The organism is Aquicoccus sp. (assembly GCF_041686535.1).
Classification (GTDB): Bacteria; Pseudomonadota; Alphaproteobacteria; order Rhodobacterales; family Rhodobacteraceae; genus Aquicoccus.
The window spans coordinates 22,006-40,256 of the sequence record NZ_JAWLDS010000021.1; the positions used below are offsets into that span (position 1 = coordinate 22,006).

Genomic DNA, 18,251 nt, shown 5'->3' on the forward strand with positions numbered 1-18,251 from the left:
CTGATCAGCTCTTCTTTTCGGCGATCAGTCGCTCGATCCCTGCCACGATCGACGCGACGGAAGAAATGTCGAAATCGCTCTCCTCCGGTGCATTGGCATTGAACGGCACGGAGATATCAAACGCTTCCTCGATCGCGAAAATGGATTCCACGAGCCCCAGACTGTCTATGCCCAGATCCTCAAGCGTGCTGTCCATCGTCACATCTGACGGGTCAAGCACCGCCTGTTCGGCAATGATCGCGATCACCTTGTCCTTCACGCTCATCACGCACGACCTCTTTGTCATTCCTGGCGCCCATGTAATGCCTTTGAACCCGAACCGGAACAAGGGATTTGCGACATTTGAATGACGCGGCCACGCCCGGGGATCACTCGCCCGCGTCCAGGGCCTCGATCCGCGCCTTCATCGCGGCGAAATCCTCCATCATCCGGGGCAGCCGGCGCATGGCCTTGTAGATCTCGACATGCTGGTCCATCCGAACCGCAGGATACCCCAGCACGACGCGCCCCGCGGGCACCTTGCTCAGGATCACGGACGCCCCGCCGGCGACCACACGGTCGCCCACGGTGGTGTTGTCGGTTACCCCGACCTTTCCGCCCAGAACGACATGGTTGCCCACCACGCTCGATCCGGCGACACCGACCATGCCGGCAAAAAGACAATCATGGCCAATCACCACATTATGCCCGATATGGCCGAGATTGTCGATCTTGGTGCCGTTGCCGATCCGCGTGGCCCGGATCGTGCCCGCATCGACGCAGGTGTTGCAGCCCAGTTCGACATCGTCGCCGATCTCCACCGCGCCGAGGCTGTGAATCCGCACCCAGGATTGCCCCACGGCATCGACATCTGCGCCCAGGCTGTCGCGCGCCTGCTCGACAGCGTTGACCTCGGGGGTGACAAAGGAAAACCCGTCCATGCCAATGGTAGCCCCCGGATGGGCGATCAGGCGCGCGCCGATCCGTACACGCGGCCCGATCTTGACACCCACATGCAAGAGCGCATCCGCACCTATCTCGCTGTTCGGCCCCACATAGACCTGCGGTCCGAGCGTCGATCCCGCGCCGATCCGGACGCCGGCACCGATCACGCAATAGGGACCGATCGCCACATCGGCACCAATCTCGGCGCCCTCGCCGATGATCGCGCTGGGATGGATGCCCGGAGCATAGCCCGGCCCCTTGTCCAGAGCGGCGGTCAGGCCAGCCATGGCAAAGCGCGGGCGGGCGGGAATGATCGCAGCCTCAAGCCCGAGCGCCTGCCAATCGGCCCCTTGCCACAGCATTGCAGCGCGCGCACGCCCTGCCGACAGGCCATCGGCATATTTTCGACGCGTCGCCAAAGCCAGATCCGTCGGCCCGGCATCGGCCGGTTCCGCCACGCCGGAGATCTCGATCGAGAGATCGCCGAACGCCTCGGCCCCGATCGCTTCGGCGATCTCGCTGACGGATTGTCCCATGTACCTGTTCCCCCCGTTTGCTGCGGGGCCAGATCTACCCCTGAACCGGCTGCAGTGTCACCCCCGCCCGGGACAGCGCATCCCAGATCGCTGCATCACGCCCATAGATGTCGCGACGATACTGGGTGTTGCCCTTGGCCCTGGTAAAGGCGGTGCGATAAATCAGGTGTACGGGAACCGGCGTTTCCAGATTGACGCGCGTCTGCCGGCCCGAATTCAGGATCCTCTGGAAAAAGGGCTCCGGGTCGGCCTCTTGCCGCGACAGCAGCTCATAGGCGAAATCGTAGGGATCGTTGAGCCGAACGCACCCGCTCGAATAGGCGCGCGTCTCGCGCGAGAAAAGATGCTTTTCGGGGGTGTCGTGCAGGTAGATCGCATAAGGGTTGGGAAACATGAACTTGACGGTGCCAAGGGCATTATTGCGGCTTGGCGGCTGGCGCAGGTTGAAGGGGAAATTGCCGGCGGAATAGCGGGCAAAGTTCACCTGCCCCCGTGGAACAACCCGACCGCGCGAATCCACCACCTGGAGATGCCCCAGCGCATTGGGATTGTTCTGGAGTTTCGGCAGGTAATCACGCCGCAGAATTCCGCGCGGCACGGTCCAGTCGGGATTGATCTCGAGATAGGTCATATCTTGCGAGAATTCCGGGGTCTGCTTGTCGCTTCTGGTCGAGCCGATCACCGAACGGGTCTCGAAAGTCACGCTGCCATTGTCGACGATCCTGGCTGTGAAATCGGTGATATTGACCAATATGTAGCGGTTGCGCGGGTCGATGTTGACCCAGCGTTCCCGCTCCATGGCGACATGGATGGATTTCAGACGCTCATCGACCCCGCGATTGATTTCGGCCATGGTTCCGGCCCCGGCCACACCATCGGGGGTCAGCCCGTGGTCGGTCTGAAACTGCTGAACGGCCCGCTGAACCCGTGCGTCATAGCTTTGCGACATCGACCGGCGCAGGTAGCCCATCGCTGTCAAACGGTCACGCAGCACCACCACCTGTTCACCCGCGTCGCCCGGCTCGAGCGATCGGGCGGTCACGGTCCCGCCCCACCCGCCGCGGGCGGCAACACGCTCGAGTCTCAGCTTTTCCTTCATCAGACGGGCATATTCGTGACTCTCCGGTGGCAGGGTGCGAAAGAAGTCGGCAGGATCGGATTGCGCGAAATCGGCGAGATATTCAGCCCCCTTTCGCACCGGCACCTTGCGCTTGATGCCATTGTCGATGCGTGCAGGCACGAGCATTCCGGTTTCCATGTCGCGCGCGAGCCGCAGCAAGCGCCGCGACATCTCGACCTCGGCAAGCCCGCGATCGCGCGGGCTGCGCACCTGCGCAAGCTGCTCTCTCAAGCTCCCGGGGTCATAGCGTTCGCTTGGCAAACCATGGATCGGAGCCGTGTCGATAGCCGCGAAGAGTGCCTTGCGTCGCTCGGCATCCTGTGCGGATGCGCTGGTCCAGATCGGGCGATAGTCATTATTCCGGTAAAATTCCGCCAATGCATCGTCACGCGCCGCGGCTTCGGCCACGGCCTGCTTGAAAGCCGTCACCTCGGACCGGGCCGCGCCGGCCACAACCAGGCACGCGAAAAGGATTGCGAGCCCGCCTGCAAGGTGGACCCCGACCCGCGATTGCCGCCAAAGCGTTGTCATGAGTGTCCCCGAATCCGTTGTTATCACGCGAAATAGCCCTGTCTTGCCCGGCCAATGGCCTTCTGTCCATTCACAAACACGCCAGAACGCACAGGTCACGCCAGCTGATGCAATCCCACAACTCACGCCCTCGCGCCAACGGCATCTTGGCCACAGCACGGGAGATTTCAGCGAAATTCTGCCGACTCCCCTTGAATGCATACATTCCGATGCACAACAGGGTTGGCCGCCGATTCGATCTATGCAATAAAAACTGCAATTCGGGGATGAATGGCAGGATACGCGTAACATCGCGTCAAGAAACAGGTAGGCGACGGGACGGCGCTTTTACATGACTGATCAAAGCTCTATGGGCATTTCGAGACGTGGACTGCTCGGGATGTTCGCCGCAACAGCGATTGCGGCAGCACCAACTTATCCAAAGGCAGCAGGGTTCCTTCGCGGTGGCGGAGACATTAGACGGATCAAGATGTACTCGCCGCGAACCGGCGAGAAGATCGACATGATCTACTGGATCGAGGGCGATTACATCAAGGACGCGGTGGACGAAGTGAACCGGTTCATGCGCGATTGGCGCACCAACGATGTGAAGGCCATCGACCTGCGCACCATCGACATAATGGCTGCATCGCACAACCTTCTCGATGTGACCGAACCCTACATGCTCTTGTCCGGCTATCGCAGCCCAAAAACCAACGCCATGCTGCGCTCGCGCTCGGGCGGCGTGGCCAAGAACTCGCTCCATCTCAAGGGCCAGGCAGCGGACCTGCGCCTGTCCTCGCGCTCGGTCAGCCAGATGGCGCGCGCCGCCGCGTCCTGCCGGGCCGGTGGTGTCGGACAATACTCGGGCTCGAATTTCGTACACATGGATTGTGGTCCGATCCGCAGCTGGGGTCGGTAACGCCCGACCAGATGGTTTTTCGGCCAAACGCCCGCGCCAATCGCGCGGGCGTTTTCCTGTCCGGCATCCGGCCAGGGTTGTTGCCCGGCTGGCAATGCGGCCACGATAAGATCAGGCACTTGCCTGCCCTGCCCTTGCAGAAAGGACGCATCCGATGACACGACAGAACGAATACGGCCAACCCATAGGCGACCCGGTTCCCGGCCCCTTCCCCCGCCCGCGGCCACCGCGCAGCGAAATGTCGGGGCGTTATGGCCGTCTCGTCCCGCTCGACCCATCCCATGCGCCGGCGCTCCACGCCGCCTACGCCTCGGCGCCGGATGGACGTGTCTGGACCTACCTGCCAAATGGCCCCTATGAGCACGAGAACGACTATGCCGAATGGGTGGAGCAGGCCGCACGGAGCGATGACCCGCTCCATTTCACCGTGCTGGACCGCGAGGACCGCCCGCTCGGCACCGCCAGTTTCCTGCGCATCGACCCCGGCGCAGGCGTGATAGAGGTGGGCTTCATCAACTTTTCATACCAGATGCAACGCAGCCGCCTTTCGACCGAAGCGATGTTCCTGATGATGACGCGCGCCTTCGACGAGTTGGGCTATCGCCGCTACGAATGGAAATGCGACGCGCTTAACGCGCCCTCGATCACGGCCGCCAAACGGCTGGGCTTTACCTATGAAGGCACCTTCCGGCAGGCCACGCATTACAAGGGTCGCAATCGCGATACCGCGTGGTTCTCCATCATCGACAGTGAATGGCCCGCCATCCGCGCCGAGTTCACCCGCTGGCTCGACCCCGGCAATTTCGACAATGATGGCCACCAGATGACCCCGCTCAAGACAAGATAAAGGCCCGGAACACAAAGGCCCCATCGGGCGCAAGCCGGCATCGCTCAGCCTCGGTCTGGCCCCAAGTGCCGCTGCGTCGCGCTTTACCACGGTTGCGCCATGCCTAACCTGCCGCGGGGGAAAGCCGAGGGAGGAAACCCGATGTCCATCTATACCGAGAACGACGCCACCGGTCTTGCCGCGCTGGTCGCCGCGGGCGATGTCACGCCCGATGAGTTGCTCGACGCCGCGCTGGAACAGGCGACGGCCTGGAACCCGCATCTCAACGCCGTCGTGCACATGCAAGAGGATGTGGCGCGTGCAAGGATCCGCGACGACCTGCCCGAGGGGCCATTTCGCGGCGTGCCGTTCCTGATCAAGGATCTGGGCTGCGAGGCAATGGACTTTCCCACCAGCAACGGCTCGAAACTTTGTGAAGGGATGCGCTGGAATTACGATTCGACCCTTTTCACCCGGTTTCGTGCCACCGGCCTCAACACCTTCGCGCGCACCACCTCGCCCGAGTTCGGCGTCGGCCCGGTGACCGAATCGCAGGTCTATGGCGGACCCACCCGCAACCCGTGGAATCTCGAACATACATCGGGCGGAAGCTCGGGCGGCGCGGGGGCCGCCGTCGCCGCCGGGATCGTACCGGCCGCGCATGGCTCGGACGGGGGCGGATCGGTGCGCATCCCCGCCGCGTCAAGCGGCCTCGTGGGCTTCAAGCCCACCCGCGCGCGCCTGCCCATGGGCCCGGGCACCGGCGAAGGCTGGGGCGGCATGGCGATCGACGGGGTGTTGACCCGCTCGCTTCGCGACACCGCCGCGCTGCTCGACGCCGTGGCCGGACCCGAATCCGGCGCCCCTTATGCCGCGCCTGCGATGGAGGAAAGCTATGCCGCCACCATGGCACATGATCCGGGCCGCTTGCGCATCCGGATGGTCACCACCACCTTTACCGGCGGCGCGGTCGATCCCGAATGTGTGGCCGGGGTCGAGAAGACCGCGAAACTGCTCGAAAGCCTCGGGCATGAAGTGGAGCCATGGGCGCCCGAACCCGAACTCGACGTGCCCGCGATGATGTGGGCCTGGACCAGGATCGTGGCCTGCGGCACGGCAGGACGGGTGGCGAACATCCTCGGCGACCGCCCGCTCGATCCGGCGATGGTCGAGGGCGTCACGCGCGGCGCCATCGCCTATGCCAAGACTGTGAGCGGTGTGGACTACCTCGACGCGGTGGGCCAGATCCACGCCTTCGGCCGCCGCATGGCGCATGTGTTCGACACCTGCGACATCATCCTCTCGCCCACGCTGCGCGTGCCGCCGTGCAAGGTCGGATATCTCAAGCCCGACAATGACGACTGGGCCGCATATCGCAACGGGGACGACAGCGTTTTCGCCTACTCTCCCTTCACCGCGATCTTCAACGCCTCGGGCCAACCCGCCGTCTCGCTGCCGCTGCACTGGGCAGGCGATTTGCCGGTGGGCATTCATCTCGCCGCGCCGTTCGGAGCGGATGCGCGCCTCATGTCGCTTTGCGGCCAGATCGAACGCGCCGCCCCATGGGCCGCGAAACAGATGGAGGTGATCCGCCGCGGCCCGCCCGCATGAAATTTCCGCGGCAGACCCAACATCTTGTTGCGGTGCGGCATGTCACCCGCTAGAGAGGCGGTACAGATGCGAATGACGCGGTTTGCATGACTGATGCGCGGGGCCGGTTGCCGAAAGGCGGCTGGCCCCGTTTCATGATAGCGCCGACAGTTTGGCCCCGGCCAAGTGCCATGCAACAAGAAGAAGGCGCCAGATGCTCAGACGCGGTCCTTGCATGATCTGACGCCTTCCCCTGAACAATCGCCCCTTACAGGGCCCTGTTCGGATGCTTCGGCCCTTGCGAGCCTCGGCAAGCGGGATCAGGGTTTGCACCCCGTCCCCCCAACCGGCCCGGACCCACGAGGTTGCCCCCTGCCCCGACCGGCCAACGCGATGGCTTTTTGCGCCGCCTTCAAACTGCACCCGAAAGGGCCGTCATTCGGCCAGCGTCCCTTGGCTCTCAACACGGGCTATGGTTCGGTGTAACCTATCCCTAGCCCGCTCCAGCCCCGGAAGACCTCCGCGCCCCGCTCCGGGTCTTGCGACCCTTTGCGTCATGATAAGGCTGCGCCCCAACACCCGAGTCGGGCAACAGAAAAATGACGGGCGGATGAAATTTCTTGGGGATAACTTGCTGGAATTGCACGGGGATTTCCTGTGGAAGAACCGGAATTCCCATGTGTTTCGGCAAGGTTGCAGGAAACGGTCACGCCCACGGCAGTTCAAGGCGCCAAATGCCAGCGAGAAGACCCGTTCCCGTCGATCCTGCCGTCAGGAAAGCCCCTCTGGCGCCTTCACGTATTGACCGTCCTTCCAGTTGGGGTCTTCACGTCGCACCTTGCGGGCATTCCACATCCCCGCTGGAACGCCGATGACAAGCCCCAGCGCGCCGGCGGTGGCAAAGGCCCAGGGCGAATACCACCCCGCAACGAAAAAGACGATCAGGGCGGTGCCTGTCAGGCAAAACACCCAGATCACACCAAGAATTGCTTTCCATCCATATTTCATGGCGACCTCCTTTCGGTTTGCACCAGAGAGGCGTCGCGTGTTTGCGATCAGTCTTTCGGCTCACCCGTCCATCTTCAGGGCCGAAATGAACGCCTCCTGCGGGATTTCAACTTTCCCGAACTGGCGCATCTTCTTCTTACCAGCTTTCTGCTTTTCGAGCAATTTCTTCTTCCGGGTCGCATCGCCGCCATAGCACTTGGCGGTCACGTCCTTGCGCATGGCCGAAAGCGTCTCGCGCGCGATGACCTTGGCGCCGATGGCCGCCTGGATCGGGATCTTGAACATGTGGCGCGGGATCAGTTCCTTGAGCTTTTCGCACATCGCCCGGCCACGCATTTCGGCGCGGTCACGGTGAACCATCATGGCCAGCGCGTCCACCGGCTCGTCATTGACCAGGATCGACATCTTCACGAGATTGTCCTCGCGATAGCCGATCATCTCGTAATCGAAGCTGGCGTAACCCTTGGTCACCGATTTCAGCCGGTCGTAGAAATCAAAGACCACCTCGTTGAGCGGCAGGTCATAGACCGTCATCGCGCGCCCGCCGACATAGGTCAGATCAAGCTGGATGCCGCGGCGTTCCTGGCAGAGCTTGAGCACATCACCGAGATAGTCATCGGGCACCAGGATGGTTGCCTTGATGCGCGGCTCCTCGATGTGATCGACAAGGCTCATGTCGGGCATGTCGGCGGGGTTGTGCAGATCCTGCCGCGTGCCGTCCCGGTGATAGAGGTGATAGATGACCGAGGGCGCCGTGGTGATCAGTTCGATACCATATTCGCGCTCCAGCCGGTCGCGCACCACTTCGAGGTGCAGAAGCCCCAGAAAACCGCAGCGAAAGCCAAAGCCAAGCGCGGCGGAGGTCTCCATCTCGTAGGTGAAGGAGGCATCGTTGAGCGCCAGTTTCTCGATCGCGTCGCGCAGATCCTCGAACTCGTTGGCATCGACCGGGAACAGGCCGCAGAACACGACCGGCACCGAGGGTTTGAAGCCTGGCAGCGGTGCGGCGCAGGGGCGTTTCTCATGCGTGATCGTGTCGCCGACACGGGTGTCGCGGACCTGCTTGATCGAAGCGTTGAGATAACCGATCTCGCCCGGTCCCAGGGCGGCGACATGGGTCATGGCGGGGCGATAGACGCCCACGTCATCCACGTCGTAGGTGCCCCCCGTTTTCATCATGCGGATGCGGTCGCCCTTTTTCAGGGTACCGTCGATGATGCGAACGATACATATCACGCCGAGATACTGGTCATACTTGGAATCGACCAGCATCGCCTTCAGAGGCGCGTCCGGGTCGCCGCCATGGGGCGGCGGCAGGCGCGTGACAATGGCTTCGAGCACGTCGGGGATGCCGAGGCCGGTCTTGGCCGAGATTTCCACCGCGTCGGAGGCGTCGATGCCGATCACGTCCTCGATCTGTTCGCGCACCCGGTCGGGTTCGGCGGCGGGCAGGTCGATCTTGTTGAGGACCGGCACGATCTCGTGATCGGCCTCGATGGCGGTATAGACATTGGCCAGCGTCTGCGCTTCGACGCCCTGCGTGGCGTCAACCACCAGCAGCGATCCCTCGACCGCGCGCATCGAGCGGCTGACCTCGTAGGCGAAATCGACATGCCCGGGCGTGTCGATGAGGTTGAGCACATAGGTCTGACCGTCCCGCGCGGGGTATTCGATGCGCACGGTATTGGCCTTGATCGTGATTCCCCGCTCGCGCTCGATATCCATCGCGTCGAGCAACTGCTCTTTCATGTCGCGTTCGGCAACCGTGCCGGTCAACTGGATAAGCCGATCGGCCAGCGTGGATTTCCCGTGGTCGATATGCGCCACGATCGAGAAATTGCGGATATGCGAAAGCTCTGTCATGGCTTGCATATGAAAGGGTTTTGACCCGCGGTCAATAGCGTGCGCCCGCACGGGCCTGCCGCCCTTCCAACCCCTTCCTCTTGCCCCAAATACTCCGGCGAACGCGAGGGGCTGGCCCCTCGCATCCAACCTTACCACCGCACAACGCCGCGTTCCTCTTTCCCTCGCCTGCGTTCCACGTCACCATCCCCTTCAAAGGAGACCCTACATGATCCCCTACAACGTCCTTGACCTTGCCCCGATCCCCGAAGGCGGCAGCGCGGCGGACGCGCTGCGCAATACCGGCGATCTTGCCGTTCACGCCGAAAACCTCGGTTACAGCCGCTTCTGGCTGGCCGAACATCACAACATGCCCGGCATCGCCTCGTCCTCGACCGCCGTTCTGATCGGTCACGTAGCCAGCCGCACGACACGCATCCGCGTGGGTTCGGGCGGGATCATGCTGCCCAACCATGCGCCGCTGGTGGTCGCCGAGCAGTTCGGCACGCTGGCCACGCTTTACGGTGACCGGATCGACCTTGGCCTCGGGCGTGCGCCGGGCACCGACGGGCGCACGGCGCACGCGCTGCGCCGCGGCCGGATGGAGGACAATTTTCCCGAAGAGGTGATCGAGCTTCTGGGCTTTCTGAACCCGGCCCAGCCGGGCCAGCCGGTGCGCGCGATCCCGGGCGAAGGCACGCAGGTGCCGATCTGGATCCTGGGTTCCTCGCTTTTCGGCGCACAACTGGCCGCGCATCTGGGCCTGCCTTACGCCTTCGCCAGCCATTTCGCCCCGGACGCGCTCGAAGCGGCCTCCCGCACCTATCGCCAGGGCTTTCGCCCCGGGATCACCGATGAACCCCGCTTCATGATGGCGATCAATGTCTTTGCCGCCCGGACCGAGGCCGAGGCCCGGCACTTGCGCTCGTCCCAGCTTCAGGCATTCGTCAACCTGCGCAGCGGGCGCCCCGGCCCGCTGCCCGCTCCGCGCGAGCAGGTGTCCGGCAGCCCGCAGGCCATCGAAAACGCCGAGGCCGCCTTGCGCATCGCCGCAGTCGGCACGCCCGATCAGGTCCACACAAAGCTGCGGGCACTGATCGAACACCACTCCCCGGACGAGGTGATCCTGTCGGGCCAGATCCACGACCCGGAGGCCCGGATGCTGTCCTTCGACCTCGCAGCGCAGGCGATGCGCGCGATCTGAAGGCACCGTGACGCAAAACCGAGCCGACCCGAGCCGGGTCATTCGATCCGAAAGCGTTCCGCTGACATGGTGCGCTGCGTTCCGCCTTATGGCTGAGCCGCCTGCATGATCGCGCTGACCGGGGTCAACGCGATGTCCCGGGCGCGATCTTCCAGCCCCCAGAGCACCAGCGCCGACACCGTGTCGGCCCGCAACCGCCCGACCATCACGACGCCGTTCTCCTCGCCTTCCGCCTTGAGCGCGGCATAGTTGAGAAAGCGCCTGATAACGCGGGGCTCTTCGCCCTTGGCATCGAAGTCACGGAAAATCGACGCCGCCGGAACGCCCGCCCTGACAGCGAGCTTCCGGCCCGTATCGAGTCCCTTTGGATAAAGCAGGAGGCCATGACCGGTCGTCTCGGCGATTTCCGTGACTTGCGTGACGATTTCCCGGCTTGACTGTATACCGTCGCCAGGCGCTTCCATGACGCCCACCGCCTCCGGCACCCGTTCAAGCAAAACCGGCATCGCCACTTCCACATCTTCGGCCCGAGCGCCCTCGGGCAGATCGACCAGCGCAAGGACCTCGAAGCCTGCGTCCCGGTAAAGCGCCATCCTATCCCGCGCGTCAGGACGACTGGCATCAACCGCGAAACTCAAAGCATAGGGAAAGTCCGACAGGGCTTCGATATCGATACCCGAGTCGGGGTCGTCAATGAGAACGATCGCCATTCTTGGCTTGTCTTCAATGTCGTCAAATGGCGCGCTGAACCTCTGGATCGGAGGCTTCGATGTCGGCTCGGCCGTTTCCGGCACGGGCGTTTCGCGCAATGCCGGCGACTGCGCCGCCGTGCCGATCATCGGTCGATTGGACGTCGTGCCGGACCCATTGCGTTCCGTCAACCGCGTTGCCGGCCTTCCGATCGTGATGACGGGATCAGCATCCCCCCCGCCACTTTGCGATGCATCCGGGCGTTCGACCCTGTCTTGCTCTTCCTCGTCGGTTCCGTTCGCCCCGGGCATGGTTCCGGCGCCGTCATCATCCCCGCGCTTCTCTGCTTCCGGTTCGGCCAGGGGTGCGGTGCGCGGCTCATCTGTGTTCGGCTCCAACACCGTGGTCGAAGCGTTCGGACGTGCCGGCGCAGGGTCCACCCTGATCGCCAGTTCTTCGGTTGCGGGCGTCGCCTTCTCCCGCGGCGCGGTCATGGCATTCGGCCTTTCGGAAGTCCGTTCCGCTTGCGAAAGCGTGGTCGCACCCTCTGTCGCACGATCGGATAGCGTGGGTTTCGCGGGTGCCTCGCTCAGAACGGAAGGAGACTGTGGCTCGGGAAGGTCAGGCAAGGCAAGCGCGATTGCCCCGGTTTCGGCCTCGGGCGGCCGGGAGAGGGACGGATCTGTCGTGACCGAGGCCTCCTGCAATGGCACCGTGGGCAATTCGCCCGGCAAAACGATGGGCGGCAGCGCGTCGCGCGCGACCGACACCGCCGGCGCGTCCCCCCCCGGCGGAGGGGACGACCCGGATCCGGGCTGGTCAGTTTGAGGAAGCTCGGCCGGTCGAATGCCGCCTGCATCGACCGATGCCGGGTCATCCGGCATACTCTCCTCGAGCCGCTCCTTGCCTGGTGCCCGCGGGCCGGGTTCGCCGGTCGGAAGGTCTGCCTGCGCGTCCTGGTCCGGGCGACCGGGCTCGGCCCACGCCGGCCCCTCCGATGCCACCGCCTCCGGTTTCGGCAGATCCGGCAGATCGGGTGTGCCAATCATAAGCGACAGGCCCACCGCGCCCACGGTCGCCACAACCGCGCCCATGGCAATGCCGCTCAAAAACCCCCTTACCACGTCCTCGCCCTCTTTTTCCTGCTCGATGGGACAGTGCGCCCCTTGACGCTACGCCCCAAGCCTGAGCAAGTATATCGCGACCCGGGGCGGGGTCTCCAGCCCCAATGACAACAAGTTGGGCAAGATGCTGCTGCTGATCGACAATTACGACAGTTTTACCTACAATCTCGTGCACTTTCTCGGGGAATTGGGGGCCGAGGTCGTCGTGAGGCGCAACGACGCGCTGGACACGCAGACCGCCATGGCAATGAACCCATCGGGAATTGTGCTTTCGCCCGGGCCATGCGATCCGGATCAGGCCGGCATCTGCCTTGAACTCGTGCAGGCCGCGGCCGAGACCCGCACCCCGCTTCTTGGCGTTTGCCTCGGCCATCAGGCCATCGGACAGGCCTTTGGCGGCAAGGTGGTGCGCTGCCACGAGATCGTTCACGGCAAGATGGGGTGCATTCGGCATGATGGCAAGGGTGCCTTCCACGGTCTGCCAAGCCCGTTCGAGGCGACACGCTATCATTCGCTCATCGTCGACCGCCAGAGCCTGCCCGACACGCTGGAGATCACGGCCGCGCTCGAGGACGGAACGATCATGGGCCTGCAGCATCGGGCATTGCCGATCCACGGGGTGCAATTTCACCCCGAGTCCATTGCCTCGCAACATGGACATGCCCTTCTCAGAAACTTTCTCGATGTGTTGAAGGTTCCAGCATGAGCGATCGATTGAAACCCCTGATCGGAGCCGCGGCCGACCGGCCGCTGACACGTGACGAGGCCGAAACCGCCTTCGCGATCCTGTTCGAAGGCGATGCCACGCCCAGCCAGATCGGCGGTGTTCTGATGGCGTTGCGCACCCGCGGTGAAACGGTCGAGGAGTATACCGCAGCGGCTTCGGTCATGCGGGCCAAGTGCCACCAAGTCCATGCGCCGGAGGGTGCGATGGACATCGTTGGAACCGGTGGCGACGGCAAGGGGACACTCAATATCTCGACCGCGACCGCCTTCGTGGTCGCCGGCGCAGGGGTGCCCGTTGCCAAGCATGGCAACCGCAACCTGAGCTCGAAATCCGGTGCGGCGGATGCTCTCTCGGCGATGGGGATCAACGTGATGATCGGCCCGCAACTCGTCGAAAAGGCCCTGGACCACTGCGGGATCGCCTTCATGATGGCGCCCATGCACCATCCCGCAATGGCGCATGTCGGCCCCTCACGGGCCGAGCTGGGAACACGCACCATCTTCAACATTCTCGGGCCGTTGACCAACCCCGCCGGGGTCAAGCGGCAGCTGACCGGTGTTTTCGCGCGCGAACTCACCCGGCCCATGGCCGAGACTCTCGGCCGGCTGGGAAGCGAGCGCGCATGGCTCGTGCATGGTTCGGACGGAACCGACGAGATGACGATCACCGGACTGACATGGATTTCGGCGCTGGAAGAGGATGGCAGCATCCGCGAGGTCGAGCTTCACCCCGAGGATTTCGGCTTGCCGGTGCACCCGTTCGAGGCCATCATCGGTGGCAGCCCGGAGGAAAACGCCAAGGCATTGCGCGGGCTGCTTGCAGGTGACGCCTCGGCCTATCGTGACGCGGTTCTGCTCAATTCCGCGGCGGCACTGAACGTGGCCGGGCGCGTCGACAATCTGCGCGACGGTGTCGGAATGGCGCGCGAGAGCATCGACTCGGGTGCGGCCAGGGCCAAGATCGAAGCGCTCGCGAGAATCACGACGGAGGGCCAATGACTGCAACCATCCTCGACAAGATCAAGGCCTACAAGCTTGAAGAGATCGCTGCGGACAAGGCCGCAAAGCCTGTCGACGTGATCGAGTCCGAAGCGCGCGAGGCGCCGCATGTGCGCCCGTTCGCATCGGCCCTGTTCGACGCCTCACGCGAAGGCTATGGCCTGATCGCCGAGATCAAGAAGGCCAGTCCCTCCAAGGGGCTCATTCGCGAAGATTTCGACCCGCCTGCCCTTGCGCGGGCCTACGAAGCCGGCGGCGCGACCTGTCTTTCCATTCTAACGGATGCGCCGAGTTTTCAGGGTGACAAGACCTATCTGAGCGAGGCTCGCGCAGCGGTCGAGCTGCCCGCGCTGCGCAAGGATTTCCTTTATGACCCCTATCAGGTGATCGAGGCGCGCGCGCTCGGCGCCGATTGCATTCTCATCATCATGGCAAGCGTGTCGGACGCGCAGGCGCTTGAACTCGAGGCGACCGCCCAGGAATGGGGAATGGACGCCCTGATCGAAGTCCATGACGAGGCCGAGCTTGAACGCGCCGAGAAGCTGGAATCGCGCATGATCGGCATCAACAATCGCGACCTCAACACGTTCGAGACCTCGCTCGAGACCACGCGCCGCTTGTCCCGCATGGTCCCACCCGATCGCCTGATCGTTTCAGAAAGTGGCCTCTATTCGCCCGACGACCTGGCCGATATCGCGCGGTTCGGCGCGCGTTGCTTCCTGGTCGGGGAAAGCCTGATGCGGCAGGACGATGTCGAGCTTGCCACGCGCGATCTCCTGTCCCGCCCGCTCACCCCGGGAGGCGCCTAGACCATGGCCGAACTCACCCATTTCGATGCCCGGGGCGACGCCCACATGGTGGATGTCACCGACAAGGACGAAACCGACCGCGTCGCGCGCGCCCGTGGTTCGGTGCAGATGGCGCGCGCGACTTTCGACCTCATTTCGGAAGGCCAGGCCAGCAAGGGCGACGTTCTCTCCGTGGCGCGCCTGGCCGGCATCATGGGCGCGAAACGGACAGCGGATCTGATCCCGCTCTGTCATCCTCTGCCGGTGACCAGGGTCGCGGTGGATCTCACGCTCGATCCGGACCTGCCCGGCGTGCAGATCGAGGCGACCGTAAAGACCACGGGCAGGACCGGCGTCGAGATGGAAGCCCTGACCGCCGTCTCGACCGCCGCGCTCACCGTTTATGACATGGTCAAGGCCGTGGACAGGGCCATGGTGATTTCCGGCATTCGCGTCGTGATGAAGGAAGGCGGAAAATCGGGCCGCTTCATCGCCCCATGATTAGCGTCGACGAAGCCCTCGAAAAGCTCTTTGCCCTCGTGTGCCCGACCGCCCACGAATCTGTCCCCCTTCTCGAAGCGGCAGGTCGCGTTCTGGCCACCGATGTGACGGCCCGCCGCGATCAACCTCCGTTCGCGACCTCCGCGATGGATGGCTATGCCGTCATCAGCGAAGAGGCCGATCTGCACGCGCAATTCAAGGTCATCGGCGAGAGCGCGGCCGGACACGGTTTCGCGGGCGAGGTCAAACCCGGACAGGCGGTGCGCATCTTTACCGGGGCACCGCTTCCCAAAGGGGCAAGCCGCGTTGTCATTCAAGAGGATGTCGAACGGCGCGCTGATCTCATCACGATCACCGACTCGCAAACCGGCGGCACCAACATCCGCCCTCAAGGCGACGATTTCAGGGCCGGAGATGTGATCCACGCCCCGCGCGTCATCAGTCCGACCGACCTCGCGCTGTTGGCAGCGATGAACATTGCCCACGTCCCGGTTCATCGCAAACCCGTCGTGGCGCTGATCTCGACCGGCGACGAACTGGTCATGCCCGGCGAGGACCCATCACCCGACCAGATCGTCGCGTCCAACAGCTTTGGCCTCTATGCGTTGCTCCGCGACTGGGGGGCGGAACCGCGCCTGCTCCCGATCGCGCGCGACAATCGGGAAAGCCTCGAGACCGCGTTCCGACTTGCCGAAACGGCGGATCTCATCGTCACGATCGGCGGCGCATCGGTCGGCGACCATGACATGGTGGGCGATGTCGCCGAAACCATGGGGCTCGAAAGGTCCTTCTACAAGATCGCGATCCGTCCGGGCAAACCGCTCATGGCCGGGCGGATGGGCAATGCCGCGATGGTCGGTCTGCCGGGCAATCCCGTCTCCGCCATGGTCTGTGCGCGGGTCTTTCTCTCCCCGATGATCAGGTCGATGCTGGGTATGAACGCCGCGCGCGCCGAAGAGAGGCGGGCCGTTCTGACGCATGATCTGCCTCGGAACGGGCCGCGCGAACATTACCAGCGCGCGTTTGTCGAGAACGGACAGGTGACCGTCGCCGCGCGCCAGGACAGCGCCCTGCTTTCGGTCCTGGCCGACGCCAATGCACTGGCCGTGTCACCGCCCGACGCCCCGGCACAACCCGCCGGGAGCGAGATCCGCTACATCTCGATCTGATAGGGCACCGCCCGTCGAAGCCGCACATGGCGGGCGGTTGACACAAAACGGGAACATGTATAGAACAAAGTGCATCAGTCGTCCGAAACGGAGACAGGCCAATGCTGACCCGCAAACAACTCGACCTCCTGGAATTCATCCACAAGCGCGTTCAGCGCGACGGCGTGCCACCGTCATTCGACGAAATGAAAGAGGCACTGGATCTGCGCTCGAAATCCGGCATCCACCGCCTGATCACCGGCCTGGAAGAGCGTGGATTCATCCGACGTCTTGCGCACCGGGCGCGGGCCATCGAGATCGTCAGGCTTCCCGACAGCATGAGCGGCGACAGCGCCGGCTTTCATCCCCGGGTGATCGAAGGGGATCGTCCAGACATCGGCAAACCGGCAAATGCAATCGGTGTCGAAGCGGTTGAAGCCTGCGAACTCCCCGTCATGGGCCGAATTGCCGCCGGCGTTCCGATCGAGGCGCTTCAGCACGCGACGCATAACGTGGCCGTGCCGCAGGCGATGATACGTGGCGGACAGGAACATTACGCGCTTGAGGTCAAGGGCGATTCGATGATCGACGCCGGCATCAATGACGGCGACGTTGTCATCATTCGCCAGACGCCGACCGCTGACAACGGGGATATCGTGGTTGCGCTGGTCGAGGATCACGAGGCGACACTGAAGCGCTTTTTCCGGCGTGGAAACGCCATCGCGCTCGAGGCGGCCAACCCTGCGTATGAAACGCGCGTTTTCCCCGATGACAAGGTCAAGGTTCAGGGGCGCCTCGTCGGGCTGATCCGCACCTATTGACGCAAACCGCGCGTGTTCCAGAGGCGATCACCGGTGTAATCCCGCGTCGTCGTCATCATCGCGTGGCCCTCCCGCCTGTCAAGGCGCAGCGCCACGGCCCCGGTGGCCCGCATGCGCTCGGGATCGAACGTGTCACAGGCCATATCCTCCGGCAGGTCCGCATTGCTCACGACGATCTCGCCTTCGGCGCAGCGCAGCTCGGCCGACGCACGTTTGCCCGTCACGTGGATGATGCGCACCGGGTTTGCGGCGGTCACGGCCTTCCATTTCTCCGCCGCCGCGTCCTGGCTGATCGGGTAGCCATCGCTTTCCAGCCAGTTGGTCGCGACGAAACCGGCGCCGCGGGCCTTGCTCAGGGCGCGCCCGTCCTCGCCCATCACCCCCACCAACGCACCACCTTCGGCGATCAGGACATCAGGTCTCTCGACCATGGCCCATGCAACCACCGACACCGCGACCGGACCGAGGCCGACAAATCGCAGGCGCCCCTGCCACAGGAACAGGATCAGGAAGCCGAAGGCCATCACTGGCAGGACGAACCAGTCCGGACTGGGCACGGCACCGCGTGACCCTTCGATTCCGGTCACGGTATGTGCCACGCCGAGGATCCAGTCGAGACCGGCACCGGCAATCGACAAGGGCACGCCATCCAGCTCGAGCGGCAGCAGAAGCGCGGCGCAGACCAGCGCCGGGATGATCAACGTCCCCATGAGGGGCACCGAGATGAGATTGGCGATCAGCCCGAGATGGGCCGTCTGATTGAAATGTGCCGCCCCGATCGGGCCGGTCGCCGCCCCGGCCACGGACGAGGAGATGATGACGGCCATGACTGCACGGCTCCAAGAGGCCCGGCCAAGGCTGAACCGCGCATCGCGAAGCAAACCGAAGACCGCGACAAGAGCGGTGGTCGCCGCGAAGGACATCTGGAAACCCGGACCGAGCAAGGCTTCGGGCCGCAGGATCAGAATGATC

General features: G+C 63.9%; 17 protein-coding genes. 10 read left to right on the forward strand and 7 right to left on the reverse strand.

The features are described 5' to 3' along the window. Positions 1–4: 4 nt before the first annotated feature. The 3 genes from ACESL9_RS07075 to ACESL9_RS07085 all read right to left on the reverse strand — a co-directional run bounded on the left by ACESL9_RS07075 (position 5) and on the right by ACESL9_RS07085 (position 3,111). Positions 5–265, reverse strand: a complete 261-nt coding sequence (locus tag ACESL9_RS07075; RefSeq protein ID WP_372613601.1) for an acyl carrier protein — start codon at positions 263–265, stop codon at positions 5–7. A 103-nt stretch (positions 266–368) separates the two neighbouring features. After that, positions 369–1,460, reverse strand: a complete 1,092-nt coding sequence (lpxD, locus tag ACESL9_RS07080; RefSeq protein WP_372613599.1) for a UDP-3-O-(3-hydroxymyristoyl)glucosamine N-acyltransferase — start codon at positions 1,458–1,460, stop codon at positions 369–371. A gap of 34 nt (positions 1,461–1,494) precedes the next feature. Then, positions 1,495–3,111, reverse strand: coding sequence for a murein L,D-transpeptidase (locus ACESL9_RS07085; RefSeq protein ID WP_372674646.1), 1,617 nt, complete (start codon positions 3,109–3,111; stop codon positions 1,495–1,497). Between the two features lie 331 nt (positions 3,112–3,442). Here ACESL9_RS07085 and ACESL9_RS07090 point away from each other — a divergent pair, with 331 nt between their 5' ends. The 3 genes from ACESL9_RS07090 (at position 3,443) to ACESL9_RS07100 (ending at position 6,449) form a co-directional block, all read left to right on the forward strand. Continuing rightward, positions 3,443–4,012, forward strand: a complete 570-nt coding sequence (locus ACESL9_RS07090; RefSeq protein WP_372613595.1) for a YcbK family protein — start codon at positions 3,443–3,445, stop codon at positions 4,010–4,012. A gap of 154 nt (positions 4,013–4,166) precedes the next feature. After that, positions 4,167–4,859: a GNAT family N-acetyltransferase gene (locus tag ACESL9_RS07095; protein ID WP_372613593.1), complete on the forward strand. Its 693-nt coding sequence runs from the start codon at positions 4,167–4,169 to the stop codon at positions 4,857–4,859. Positions 4,860–5,000: 141 nt separating this feature from the next. Beyond that, entirely contained in the window at positions 5,001–6,449 is a 1,449-nt protein-coding gene (locus ACESL9_RS07100; RefSeq protein WP_372674647.1) for an amidase, read from the forward strand. Between the two features lie 750 nt (positions 6,450–7,199). Here ACESL9_RS07100 and ACESL9_RS07105 read toward each other — a convergent pair. Then, positions 7,200–7,436 (reverse strand): hypothetical protein, encoded by a 237-nt coding sequence (locus tag ACESL9_RS07105; protein ID WP_372613589.1) that lies wholly within the window; start codon positions 7,434–7,436, stop codon positions 7,200–7,202. A gap of 60 nt (positions 7,437–7,496) precedes the next feature. Continuing rightward, on the reverse strand, positions 7,497–9,299 hold the full coding sequence (lepA, locus tag ACESL9_RS07110; RefSeq protein WP_372613587.1) for a translation elongation factor 4: 1,803 nt from the start codon (positions 9,297–9,299) through the stop codon (positions 7,497–7,499). Between the two features lie 208 nt (positions 9,300–9,507). Between lepA and ACESL9_RS07115 the strand changes: the two genes are divergently transcribed. Further along, complete coding sequence (locus tag ACESL9_RS07115) at positions 9,508–10,482, forward strand: LLM class flavin-dependent oxidoreductase (protein ID WP_372613585.1); 975 nt, start codon at positions 9,508–9,510, stop codon at positions 10,480–10,482. 86 nt (positions 10,483–10,568) lie between these two features. Here ACESL9_RS07115 and ACESL9_RS07120 read toward each other — a convergent pair whose 3' ends face one another. Beyond that, on the reverse strand, positions 10,569–12,296 hold the full coding sequence (locus ACESL9_RS07120; protein ID WP_372674648.1) for a divergent polysaccharide deacetylase family protein: 1,728 nt from the start codon (positions 12,294–12,296) through the stop codon (positions 10,569–10,571). Between the two features lie 124 nt (positions 12,297–12,420). Between ACESL9_RS07120 and ACESL9_RS07125 the strand changes: the two genes are divergently transcribed. The 6 genes from ACESL9_RS07125 (at position 12,421) to lexA (ending at position 17,279) form a co-directional block, all read left to right on the forward strand. Beyond that, positions 12,421–13,002, forward strand: a complete 582-nt coding sequence (locus ACESL9_RS07125) for an anthranilate synthase component II (protein WP_372674651.1) — start codon at positions 12,421–12,423, stop codon at positions 13,000–13,002. Next, complete coding sequence (gene trpD, locus ACESL9_RS07130; RefSeq protein ID WP_372613579.1) at positions 12,999–14,021, forward strand: anthranilate phosphoribosyltransferase; 1,023 nt, start codon at positions 12,999–13,001, stop codon at positions 14,019–14,021. Before ACESL9_RS07125 ends, trpD begins: the two co-directional genes overlap by 4 nt. After that, positions 14,018–14,830 carry an indole-3-glycerol phosphate synthase TrpC gene (gene trpC / locus ACESL9_RS07135; protein WP_372613577.1) on the forward strand — a complete coding sequence of 271 codons (813 nt, stop codon included), beginning with the start codon at positions 14,018–14,020 and terminating at the stop codon, positions 14,828–14,830. Before trpD ends, trpC begins: the two co-directional genes overlap by 4 nt. 3 nt (positions 14,831–14,833) lie before the next feature. After that, entirely contained in the window at positions 14,834–15,310 is a 477-nt protein-coding gene (gene moaC / locus ACESL9_RS07140; protein ID WP_372613575.1) for a cyclic pyranopterin monophosphate synthase MoaC, read from the forward strand. Next, positions 15,307–16,479: a gephyrin-like molybdotransferase Glp gene (glp, locus tag ACESL9_RS07145; RefSeq protein ID WP_372674649.1), complete on the forward strand. Its 1,173-nt coding sequence runs from the start codon at positions 15,307–15,309 to the stop codon at positions 16,477–16,479. Before moaC ends, glp begins: the two co-directional genes overlap by 4 nt. Before the next feature lie 101 nt (positions 16,480–16,580). Continuing rightward, positions 16,581–17,279: a transcriptional repressor LexA gene (gene lexA / locus ACESL9_RS07150; RefSeq protein ID WP_372613571.1), complete on the forward strand. Its 699-nt coding sequence runs from the start codon at positions 16,581–16,583 to the stop codon at positions 17,277–17,279. Here the strand turns inward: lexA and ACESL9_RS07155 are convergent. Next, positions 17,273–18,251 (reverse strand): ComEC/Rec2 family competence protein (locus tag ACESL9_RS07155; RefSeq protein WP_372674650.1); only part of this gene is annotated, 979 nt, incomplete at its 5' end. The genes lexA and ACESL9_RS07155 overlap by 7 nt on opposite strands.